The 10,714-nt window shown below is 73.5% G+C and carries 8 protein-coding genes, 1 tRNA gene and 3 pseudogenes; 8 read left to right on the top strand and 4 right to left on the bottom strand.

Features of this window, described 5'->3' with window-relative positions; all coding sequences use genetic code 11:
- Positions 1-293: pseudogene (locus RKE29_RS23450) on the top strand (M1 family peptidase); the annotation flags it as partial.
- Positions 294-356: 63 nt separating this feature from the next.
- On the opposite strand, the gene RKE29_RS23445 reads toward RKE29_RS23450, so the two are convergent.
- Positions 357-722, bottom strand: coding sequence for a hypothetical protein (locus RKE29_RS23445; protein ID WP_312007568.1), 366 nt, complete (start codon positions 720-722; stop codon positions 357-359).
- Between the two features lie 66 nt (positions 723-788).
- Between RKE29_RS23445 and RKE29_RS23440 the strand changes: the two genes are divergently transcribed.
- The 6 genes and pseudogenes from RKE29_RS23440 (at position 789) to RKE29_RS23420 (ending at position 8,005) form a co-directional block, all read left to right on the top strand.
- On the top strand, positions 789-1,289 hold the full coding sequence (locus RKE29_RS23440; RefSeq protein WP_312007566.1) for an FBP domain-containing protein: 501 nt from the start codon (positions 789-791) through the stop codon (positions 1,287-1,289).
- 249 nt (positions 1,290-1,538) lie between these two features.
- Positions 1,539-1,757, top strand: a pseudogene (locus RKE29_RS30845) (hypothetical protein); the annotation flags it as partial.
- Between the two features lie 146 nt (positions 1,758-1,903).
- Positions 1,904-4,546 (top strand): glycosyl hydrolase family 28-related protein, encoded by a 2,643-nt coding sequence (locus RKE29_RS23435; protein WP_312007565.1) that lies wholly within the window; start codon positions 1,904-1,906, stop codon positions 4,544-4,546.
- A gap of 270 nt (positions 4,547-4,816) precedes the next feature.
- Entirely contained in the window at positions 4,817-5,962 is a 1,146-nt protein-coding gene (locus RKE29_RS23430; protein WP_312007564.1) for an ABC transporter substrate-binding protein, read from the top strand.
- 148 nt (positions 5,963-6,110) lie between these two features.
- Positions 6,111-7,361 (top strand): sensor histidine kinase, encoded by a 1,251-nt coding sequence (locus tag RKE29_RS23425; protein ID WP_312007563.1) that lies wholly within the window; start codon positions 6,111-6,113, stop codon positions 7,359-7,361.
- Positions 7,358-8,005 (top strand): response regulator transcription factor, encoded by a 648-nt coding sequence (locus tag RKE29_RS23420; protein WP_312007562.1) that lies wholly within the window; start codon positions 7,358-7,360, stop codon positions 8,003-8,005. The genes RKE29_RS23425 and RKE29_RS23420 overlap by 4 nt, the downstream gene beginning before the upstream one ends.
- A 110-nt stretch (positions 8,006-8,115) precedes the next feature.
- On the opposite strand, the gene RKE29_RS23415 is transcribed toward RKE29_RS23420, so the two are convergent.
- The gene (locus tag RKE29_RS23415) at positions 8,116-9,162 is read right to left on the bottom strand and encodes an LLM class flavin-dependent oxidoreductase (protein ID WP_312007561.1); all 1,047 of its coding nucleotides are present in this window, start codon (positions 9,160-9,162) and stop codon (positions 8,116-8,118) included.
- A 279-nt stretch (positions 9,163-9,441) separates the two neighbouring features.
- Here RKE29_RS23415 and RKE29_RS23410 point away from each other — a divergent pair, with 279 nt between their 5' ends.
- Entirely contained in the window at positions 9,442-9,738 is a 297-nt protein-coding gene (locus tag RKE29_RS23410) for a hypothetical protein (RefSeq protein WP_312007560.1), read from the top strand.
- Here the strand turns inward: RKE29_RS23410 and RKE29_RS23405 are convergent.
- Both RKE29_RS23405 and RKE29_RS23400 read right to left on the bottom strand, forming a co-directional pair.
- Positions 9,730-9,803: transfer RNA gene (locus tag RKE29_RS23405), tRNA-Ala, on the bottom strand. The two genes, RKE29_RS23410 and RKE29_RS23405, sit on opposite strands and share 9 nt — an antisense overlap.
- 87 nt (positions 9,804-9,890) lie before the next feature.
- Positions 9,891-10,714: pseudogene (locus RKE29_RS23400) on the bottom strand (hypothetical protein); the annotation flags it as partial.

The raw sequence follows: 10,714 nt of genomic DNA, 5'->3' as shown, positions 1-10,714 counted from the left end.
GACCCCTTGGAATTGATCATCTAGTCGGCGAGGAGGTCTTCACCCGCGTCGAGCACGCCTTCCTCGCCCGCCACCGCAACTCCACGGCGAGCACCCGCGACTTCATCGCGCTGGCCTCGGAGGTGTCGGGGCAGGACCTGACCGGCTTCCTCACCGAGTGGCTGTACGGCACGAAGACCCCGCGCATGCCGGGCCACCCGGACTGGACGGTCAACCCGGTGACCCCCGCGGCCCGCTACCGCCGCCCGGCGGGCGGCCACCGCCTCCACGACGAGGCGTGCGCGTCGCTGTAGGCGCCCCGGCCCCCGGTCCCGCCTGCGGCGGGACCGGGGGCCGAACCCGCAGCCCGACGCGCCTCAGCAGAGGGCGAACACTGCCACGTCGTAGCGCTCCAGAACCGGCACCGGCCGCGCGGGCGACTCCGCTTGGGCGTCAGCCGCCAGACGCCGAAGCCCCTCGTCGAACTGCACGTCGGACAGGTAGGTGAACTTCGACTGCGCCCGCGTGGTCATGCGAGCGTGGTACGCGCGAAGGCTGGCGGTCACCGGCTGAGCGAACGACGTCGTCTCCCGCACGGCGAAGCCCGCCGCGGTGAAGTCGGCGACCACGTCCTGCTCGGCGGGAAAACGCCGCTCGTCCACCGTCCGCAGACCTGGCCAGTAGTCGTAGACGAGAGCGTCCAGCCTCTCCCGGGCGCGCCGCAGGCGTGGACCGGGCGGCACGCGTGCAGGAGGCCGCCCGGGATAAACCGGATGACACCGGACCACGGGCTCCCTACCGTCGGGACCATGGAACCCCTCACCGAGCCGGCCGTCCGCGCCTCCTTCGTCAACTGCTCGAAGGGCGAGGCCCGCAGGATCAGCGTCCCCCGGGACCTGGCCGCCCGCCCCTGGCCGGACCTGGACTTCCTCGGCTGGCGCGATCCGGGCGCCCCCGACCGCGGGTACCTGATCGCCGAGCGCGGCGGCCGGCTCGTCGGGGTCGCGCTGCGCGCCTCGCAGGGAATCCACCGCAGCGCGGCCAAGACGACGGTCTGCTCGCTGTGCCTGACCCCGCACCCCGGCACCGGCGTCGCCCTGCTCGCGGCCCCCCGCACGGGCGCCGCGGGCCGCCAGGGCAACACGGTCGGCACGTACCTGTGCGCCGACCTCGCCTGCTCCCTGTACATACGGGGCAGGAAGCAGACCGGCGGCGAGCTGCGCCACGCCGAGACACTCACTCTGGAGGAGAAGATCGAGCGCCTTCAGGCCAACCTCGGCCGGTTCCTGGCGAAGATCGGCACCGCCTGACCCCGCCGACCCCGGCCCCGCCGTCCCCGGCCCCGCGGGGGGAGACCGGTCATCGTGACAGATGCCCGGCCCCGGCCCCGGCGGCGGAGGCTGGAGCGCGTACGCAGCCAGCCGTACGCAGCCGACCAGCCGAAGGTGCCGGCGTGCCGAACGTGGACCGACACCGCGTAGACCGACGTCGCCACGTAGACCGACGCCACGTAGACCGGCGTTCCCTGCTCAGGTCCAGCGCGCTCGGCGGGGCCGCCGTACGCCACGTACCACCGGCTGTCGGCCGCGGGCGAACTGGTCCGCGGCGTGCCCGTCGACCTGCCGGAGGCGGTCATGGTGCACGACTTCGCCATGACCGACCGGTACGTGGTGTGGCGTCCCGCCCGTACAGCCCATGCGACACGAACCCCAGGGCAGGCAGGGCCGGTTGGCAGCAGCCGTCCCGCTCACCGGACCAGACATCACCCGTACGAGTGAATAGCCCGCGCGGTGCGCGTCACCGTCTGGCGGCTCGAAGTCTCATTCTGTGAAGCCCAGCCGACTGCGCGCCCGAACCAGCAGTCCCATCTGTCGCACGACCGTCGCAACACCGCGGCGGCACAACGAGGGGCCGGAGGAATCCCATGGATACAGCAGTGGTAGCGGTCGACGTCCAGGCGGGTGACGTGCTGTGCCCCGCGCTGGACCCGCAGGCGCCGACGAAGCTGACCAGGGCGACGCACGCCGCGCTCACCGCGGGCACGATGGTCACCGGCGTGGCGGCCACCGCGGCGGCGGCGGGCGGGACGGTGAGCTACTACGGGCCGCCGCTGGTCGCGCCCGCGGGCGTGACGGGCCTCGGCCCCGGGCTGCCGACCGCCGTGGTGGCCGACGGGCAGGGCCGGTGCGCGCGCCAGTTCCCGGTGCCGGACGGCGCGTTCGTCGTCGGCGCGTGCGACGCGCGCGGGGCCCTGACCGTGGCGCCGAAACACGACTTCGCGAACGTCCTCGACTTCGGCGCCAAGGGCGACGACCAGAGCGACGACTGGGACGCCATCACGCGCGCCATGCGATCCCTGCACCCGCTGCAACCCGGCGTGCTGTACTTCCCGGCGGGCTACTACCGGGTCAGCCGTCCGCTGGTCGTCGACCGCGAGCGAGGGCGGATCGAGCTGCGCGGCGAGAGCGAGCACACCACCACCATCCGGCTCTTCGGGCCGCACGGCCCCGCGCTGTGCGTCTCGCCGAAGACGGTGGGACACCTGCCCACGGCGGACGCCCTGCTCACCGGGAACGGCGGGGCCGGCGTCCTCAGCGCGAAGAGCTTCAACACCGTCAACCTCCGCGACAGCCCGGCGCTCGACATGGACGGCGCCGCGTCGTTCTCGGTCTCGTGCACGGTGCGCCCGGACGAACTGCCGGGCGGGGGCGGCGGCCCGGTCCTCACGAGTTCGGGGCGGCGGCTGATCAGCGAGGCCCGCACCTGCGCGTTCGGCATCTTCCTCGGCGGCACGACAGGGAAGATCAAGGTCACCGCCACCGCCCGGCTCGACGGCAGGGACTACGGCATCTCCCACCCCGGCGCGTTCCCGGTCGGGCAGACGCTCCACCTCGCCCTCGTCTGGGACGGCACCCACCTCGACCTGCACGCCGGGCCGCCCGGCACGGCACTGCCACCCGCGCAACCCCCGCAGGGACAGCGTCCGCCCGCCGGGGCGAAGCTGACCCAGCCCGTCGAGGAAGGCGTCTACCTCGGCGCCCTGAGCTACAGCAGCTGGCCGGAGTACCAGCACTACAGCCGGTCGTTCACCGGCCGCATCGACTCCATCCGGATCAGCGACTTCGTGATCGACCGCGACACCGCGACCCGTACGTTCACCGCGCCCACCGCGAAGTTCCCCGCCGACTTCGCCGGCAACGTCAAACCGGACCCCGCCGACCCGGCCAAGCGGCTGGTCACCCGCATGCTGATCAACTTCGACCGCGACGTCGACGCCTTCACCGTCGGGTCGACCTGGTCCGGCCAGAGCGTGGACCCCGCGCCGGTCTTCCTGATGCACCAGTGGAGCGACGGGATTCCCGCGAACGCGATCACGACCGTCCAGCGCCTGGAGTTCCAGTCCCTCTTCGGCGCGGGCATCCACGGGCAGCTCTCGGTCAACTCCGCGTTCAGCCATATCCGCGTGACCGCCTCACGCGACGGGATCAGGCTGCGGAACAACTCCTACCTCGCCGACGTCGACCACCTCTACGTGAACGCCTCCCGGCTCGGCCTCACCCTGGGCGGCAGCGGGCTGGCCAGCGTCAACCGGCTGTCCACCGCCGGCACCCAGTACGACTTCGTGGCGACCGGCGTCGTCAGCGTCACCGCCCGCGACTGGTACATCGGCAGCCACCGCTCCATCGTGCCGCTGCTGCTGAACGCGACGGGCGCGTACTACGGCTTCTTCCACGGCACCGGGATCGCCATCAGTTCGGAGTCGGTCGCGAACCACCCGCAGACCTGGCAGGCGGCGGTGACGACGACCGGCCTGGCGCAGTTCACCCTGGAGAGCTCGGTGCTGGAGACGAGCTTCCTCTCCCAGCTCGACTGCCCGCCAGTGATCATCGACGAATCACTGGTCCCCTTCTCCTCGACCCAGGGCCTCCCCAGCGCGGCGACCTTCGTGAACTGCGAGTTCCGCCCGAGCAGGAGCGCCCGGGCGAACATCGTGTTCACCGGCAGACGGGGCCCGACGCCGGTCCGGATCATCGGCGCCGCCACCAACCCCGCGAAACCCTGGACCCTGCCCCAGCACGCGAACATGGTGTCCTTCCTCGGCGGCTGCGTGTCCACGACGGACAGCGGGCAGACGCAGTGGCAGGGCGGCCGGGACTGGGTGTTCGCCCTGGACACCACCACCGGCCGGATCGGCGCCCGGGAACGCGAAACCCAGGGCAGCGGCACCGCGTCCGCGACTCCGGCAAGGCTCGCCGCCGTCCCCCTGGCCGCGGGCGCGAGCCGCTACCGCGCCGAGGTCATGGCGACCGACGCGGCGGGCCGGGCCGCGACGTGGGTCGTCGAACAGGGCCTGACCACCACCGGCGGGACGGCCGCCCCTTGGGCCCCCGAGACCCGCGTGCTCGACTCCTTCGGCTCCGCCGAGGGTTCGGTGCCGACCGGGTGGGACCCGCCGCAGATCGTCGCGTCGGGCCCGAACGCCGTGGTGGAGTGCTCGGCGCCGCCGGGGCTGACGCTGGCCTACACGGTCAAGCTCCAGACGATCGAAGGACTGTCGGCTTCCTGACCCACGCCGTCCGACGGGACACGGGCCGACGCGACACGGGCGACCGGACGCGGGCCTACCCCGCCGGGAGCCGACCCGACGCGGCCCGACCCGGCGACGACGCGCCCCGACGCCGTTCAACCGTCCGGTCGAACGCGGCTTCCATCTCCCGCGCGCTCTCCGCTCCGTACGGTCGACGCGAACAGCCTCTGCGCGGCACGAGAATCGCTACCGATCATGGCGCCGGATTCCCGCCCATGGCCTCACCCCCCGTCAGAGAGATCCTGCCAAGTGTCCAGCCTCCTCAGCCGACGACGCGCACTCGCCACCGGAGCCGGTGCCACCCTCGGAATCGGCGCGCTCGGCGCCACGGCCACACTGGCCGCCTCGTCCGCGGGGCCCCGGCCTGCCGCCTCCGTCGCCGAGGAGACCAGGACCCTCGACGAGCTGTACCAGGCGGCCCTGGCGGAGGGCGGCAAGCTCGTCGTCTACGCCGGCGGTGACCGTGCGCCCCAGCAGGACGCCACCAAGGCGGCCTTCCAAAGCCGCTTCCCCGAGATAGACCTGACGCTGATCGTCGACTACAGCAAGTACCACGACGTGCGCGTCGACAACCAGCTCGCCACCGGCACCCTCGTACCCGATGTCGTACAGCTCCAGACGCTCCAGGACTTCACCCGCTGGGCACAGCAGGGGCACCTGCTGCGCTACAAGCCGGCCGGTTTCTCGAAGGTGCACGGCAGGTTCAGGGACCCGCACGGCGCCTGGGTCGCGATCGCGGTGATCGGTTTCAGCTTCCTGTACGCGGTCTCCGCGGTCGGCTCGGACGCCCCGACGAGCCCGCTCGACCTGACCGACCCCAAGTGGAAGGGCCGGATCGCGTCGTCGTACCCGCATGACGACGACGCGGTCCTCTACCTCTACTCGCTGTACGCGCAAACGTACGGCTGGGAATGGGTGGCCGCGCTCGCCGGGCAGGACGTGCGGTTCGCCCGGGGAAGCGACTCGCCGGCGGAGGCGGTCTTCGGCGGGCAGAAGGCGATCGGCGTCGGCGGCGCGGGCTCCCTGACGTCGCCGGCGTCGTCTCCCGTGAAGTGGGTCGTCGCCGACGGCCACCCCTTCATGGCCTGGGGCCAGCGGGCCGCGATCCTCAAGCAGGCCGGGAACCCGGCGGCCGCCAAGCTCTACCTGAACTGGCAGCTGTCCACGGACCGGCAGCAGGCGTCCTTCAACGGCTGGTCGGTACGGACCGACGTCACGCCCCCGGCGGGGCTCAAGCCGGTGTGGGAGTACCCGGACGCGCACCTCGACGGCTTCCCCCGCTTCATGGCCGACCGCGCGGCGGTCGAGCGCTGGAAGCAGACCTTCGCCCTGTACTTCGGCGAGGTGAAGGGCGACCCCACGCCCGGGTGGCTCGGGCTGCACCCCGGGGCGTAACGACCGCTGGGACAGCGGGGCCCGTGGGTCCCGTCCGGTGTCGGGCCGGACGGGACCGCGGGCCCCGCTGTTCCTGACACCGGCCATACCCTGGTGGCGGATACACTCGGGCCCCGTGCCCGGATCAGTCCGCCCAAGGGGATCCGCTGTGTCCGATCGCGCTCCGCTGACCGCCCGCGGCGGTCGGCTCACCCTGGAACACGTATCCCACCTGGTGTTCTTCCTGGTCGTCGGCGCCGGTCTGGTGCGGCTCGCCCGGCTCGACGGCAATCCGTGGTGCTGGACCACGGTGACGCTCAGCGGGCTGCTGGCACTGGTGTACGCGAGTGGCCTGACGTGGTGGGACCGGCTCGGCGCGCCGGGCCGGCGGACGTGGATCACGGCACTGCTCCTGCTGTGGACCGCACTCGTCTTCCTCGCCCCGCCACCGCTGGAGGCCGCCTACGTCTGGTGCGCGGTCCCGCTCGCCTGCGCGGCCCTGCGCGCCCTCGGCGCCCGCGCCGCCGCGGCCACGGTGGCCGCGATCACCGCGGTGCTGGCCGCCGCACTCGTCCACGCCACGGACCGGTTCGACGCCGAGGTCGTCCTGCTCCCGGTGGCGGCCGTGTGGGGAACCGTCTCCCTGTACCGGGCCCAGCAGCGGGACGCGACGGTCCGCCAGCGCCTGGTGGAGGAGTTGCGGGACACCCAGGACACGCTCGCGCGGCAGCAGCGGCAGGCGGGTGTGCTGGCGGAGCGGGCCCGCATCGCGCGGGACCTGCACGACACCCTGGCCCAGGAGCTCTCCGGCAGCCTGATGCTGCTCCAGGCGGCCGAACGCGACTGGGAGCAGCGGCCGGACGTCGCGCGGACCCGGGTCCGTGCCGTGACCGACGGGCTGGGCGCCAACCTGGCCGAGACCCGCAGGATCATCCGGGACCTCACGCCGTCCGCCGTCGCCGAGGCCGGCCTGGAGGACGCGCTGCGCCTGCTGTGCGCCCGCACCCAGGCGGAGGGCACCCGGGTCCGGTTCTCCTCGGTGGGCGCGCACCGGCCCGCCCTCGACGACCGCGCGGCCGCCACCGTGTTCCGCGTCGCGCAGAGCGCGCTGGCGAACGTACGCGAACACGCCCGAGCGGCGAACGTCCTGGTCACCCTGCGTCGCCACGACGACCACGTGGAACTCGACGTGACCGACGACGGAGCCGGCTTCGACCCGGCCCCGGCGTTCGCGGCCGCCCCCCGCGCGGATCGCGGCTTCGGCCTGCCCGCCGCCCGCGCCCGCCTGCGTGAATGCGGAGGCGAACTCGACGTCCGCAGCGCCCCGGGCCGGGGCACCACCCTCCGCGCCACGGTGTCCGCGCGGCCCCGGCTCCAGCCGGCCGAGGCCGCCACCGCCGCGACGGCCCGGGCCTCATGACCGCCGAACCGCTCCGCGTGCTGATCGCGGACGACCACGCCGTCGTACGCGCCGGACTGCGCGCCCTGCTGGACGGCGCACCCGACCTGGCCGTGATCGCGGAGGCCGGCAGCGGCGAGGAGGCCGTCCGCCTGGCCGCCCGCCTGACGCCGGACGTCGCGCTGATGGACCTCCGCTTCGCCGGCCCGGCCCACGGGATCGACGGCGTCGAGGCCGTCCGCCGCCTTGCCTCGAAGGCGCCGCGCGTGGCGGTGGTGATGCTGACCAGCTACGCCGGCCGGTCCGACGTCGTCCGTGCGCTGGAGGCGGGCGCCCGGGGCTACGTACTCAAGGCGGGCCCGCCCGAGGAACTGTTCCAGGCCGTCCGCACCGCGGCCGCCGGCTCCGTGGGCCTCGCCGCGCAGATCGTGGGCGAACTCGTCGGCCACGTCGCCCGCCCCGACCAGGACCTGAGCCGCCGCGAGATCCAGGTCGTCCGCCTGATGGCCGAGGGCCGCAGCAACCGGGCCATCGCCGAGGCGCTGTTCCTCAGCGAGGCCACCGTCAAGACCCACCTGGTCCGCATCTACCGCAAACTCGGGGTCGACAACCGGGCGGCGGCCGTGTCGGAAGCGGTCCGCAGGGGCCTTCTCGAACTGACCTGAGACACCGCGCCCGCCGCCCGGGCCCGCTCCGGACAGGCAGCCGGCCCGCCACCACGCCGAACAGCCCAAGCGGCCCGTTGGACGATCCGACGGCCGTCCTTCGCCGAGTGTCAGGCCAGCAGCCGTGCGAACTCGGCCATTTCGGTCTCCGGGTCCACAACGGGCTGGATCACCAGCTCGTCGACCCCCGACTTCTCCAGCACGTTGATCCGCTCGGTGACCTCGTCCCTGGTACCGACCAGGCCGAATCGGTCCACCAGGGAGGGCACGATGAGCTCGCGGTCCCCGGCGGACAGCCGCCCCAGGTAGTTGCGGTAAAGCGCCTGGTGAAGCGCGGGATCGGTGAGGCTGGTGCCGCGCAACCGGAGCAGACGGTCGACAGCCGCGGCCTCCTCCGGAGGGAGGGTCGCACGGAAGGCGGGGTCCTCCGCGCCGAGGATCAGTGCGCCCAGTGCGATGTGCCCCACCGAGTCCTTGACCGGATCGCCGTAGCGGTCCTCGCCGTCGGCGAGGACATGCAGGGAGGAGATGAGATACGAACGGGTCTTCTCGGCGCTGCCCGCGTCCCGCGCCGCCGCCCGCCGGGCCTGGCCGAGGGCGGACCAGGCCGCGGGGTCGTGCATCCCGAAGGAGATCACTCCCGCGCCGAGCCGGCCGGCGACCGCAGCGGCCTTCAGGCCGAACGCGGCCACGACGAACTCCACGGGAGCCTCGGTGTTGACGTACGGCCCGACGTGCAGGAATCGCACCCTGCTGGACCGGGTCCCCTCGCGGTAGTCCGCTTCGCGGCCCGCGGTGAGATCCTGTAGGGCGGCCGTGAACGACTCCAGCTCCGCCATCTTCGTCGGCCGCATGCCGAGCGTACGGCGCGCCGTGTTGCCGGTGCCGACCCCGCAGACGATGCGACCGGGGGCGAGGGCGTTGAGGCTGCCGACGGCCGCCGCCGCGGCGGGCGCGGAACGCAGTGCCGGTGAGGTGACACCGATGCCGAGCCTGATCCGGTGGGTGGACCTGGCGCAGAGTGCGAGGCTCACGAACGGATCGCCGTGGACCATCGGCGTGTCGTACACCCAGAAACTGTCGAAGCCGAGTTCCTCCGCGCGGGCGGCCAGGTGTTCCACACCCGGCCCTGCTGTCATGACGATGCCGGTCCGCATGGCGACTCTCCTCGCCGTCGAGTGAGGTGGCTGAACCACTCTAGGTGCAGTTCGCCGTCGCCCATGGTCGAGATCATGTTCCCCAGCGCGCTGGTGGGCCTACCGCACCCGGACCAGCCGGACAAGCGAGATCGGAAGTAGTTGCCGTACTCCGCTGCTGTACGGCACGAAAGAGCCCCTGTCGATGATCTTCGACAGGGGCTCTGAGCTGGTATGGACCTTGCCCCCGGCTACTCCGACCCCGGAGCCTGCCCCCGGAAGACCTCACGGGGGGTGCGGGTGGCGAAGCCCCCGCCGCGCGAGGCAAAGCCGAGCAAAAACAACAAGGGCGAAGCAGCTCGCGCTTTCCGCGAGCACACCCCGCCGGGGGTGCGGGTGGCGAAGCCCCCGCCGCGCGAGGCAAAGCCGAACAAAAACAACAAGGGCGAAGCAGCTCGCGCTTTCCGCGAGCACACCCCGCCGGGGGTGCGGGTGGCGAAGCCCCCGCCGCGCGAGGCAAAGCCGAACAAAAACAACAAGGGCGAAGCAGCTCGCGCTTTCCGCGAGCACACTCCGCCCTCGACCTTGTGGACCTGAGGGGATTTGAACCCCTGACCCCCTCGATGCGAACGAGGTGCGCTACCGGTCTGCGCCACAGGCCCTTGCAGTGAGTGAAACTCTAGCATCCCCCGCGCACGGTCCGGAAATCCGTTCCCGCGCTGGTCACACGCGGTCGGCGGGGCGCGGCGTCACTCGTTGGCGGCGCGCGGGCGGTCCAGGCCGGGGTCGTGGGGCGGGGTCTCGCGGTCCGGGGCCGGGTGGGCGTACTGGTCGAAGAGGGGGGTGCGGCCGTGCGGGCCGCGGGGTGGGGGGTTCTGGTCGGCGGCCGGGGCGGAGGGGGTGCCGGCCGGGCTGGAGCGGGCCGAGCTCCAGGCGTCGGAGGCGCCGAGGTCGACGCCGCCGGGGGCGCGCGGGGCCACGGGCGCGGTGACGTACGTCGGCAGGGGGACCGGCACCGGCTCCCAGCTCTCGCTGGCGGCGGGGCCGCGGTCGCGCTGCTGGTCGACCCACTCCGCGTGGTCGGTCTGCTCCACCAGGGCGCGGCGGCCCGCCTCGCGCGACGACGGCCGGGGGGCGGGGTGGGAGGTGTCCGCCGCGGGCGGGGCGGGCTCCGTACGGGCGGGCGGCTCGGCGGGCGCGGCCGGGCTCGGGGCCGGTCGGGCGGGCGGGCGGCGTTCGCGGAGGCGCTGGGCGGCCAGCTCGGCGCCGCGCTGGTCCATGACGAAGGCGAAGCGGTGCCGCTCCTGCCTGCGCAGGTAGGCGATGTACGCGCTGAGCAGGGCGGCCGGGACGGCCGGTGCCCACAGGAAGGCCAGGCCGCCGATGGCCGCGCCGGCCGTGCCCAGCGTGAAGGCGAGGAACAGGACGCTCGTGGTGCGGCGGCGGCGCGCGAGGACGCGCGCACGCCGGGAGCGGTCGGCGTCCGTCGGCGCGGGGCCGTCCGGGGCCGGGCGGCCCGGGGCGGGCTTGCCGGAGGCGGACGGGGCGGCGGCGCGCTCGGGCGCGCCCATCG

It is taken from the genome of Streptomyces sp. B1866 (assembly GCF_031932565.1).
In the GTDB taxonomy this organism is placed as follows: Bacteria; Actinomycetota; Actinomycetes; order Streptomycetales; family Streptomycetaceae; genus Streptomyces.
The sequence above is the reverse complement of the archived record's forward strand: the minus strand, read 5'-3'. Positions and strand labels throughout refer to the sequence as shown.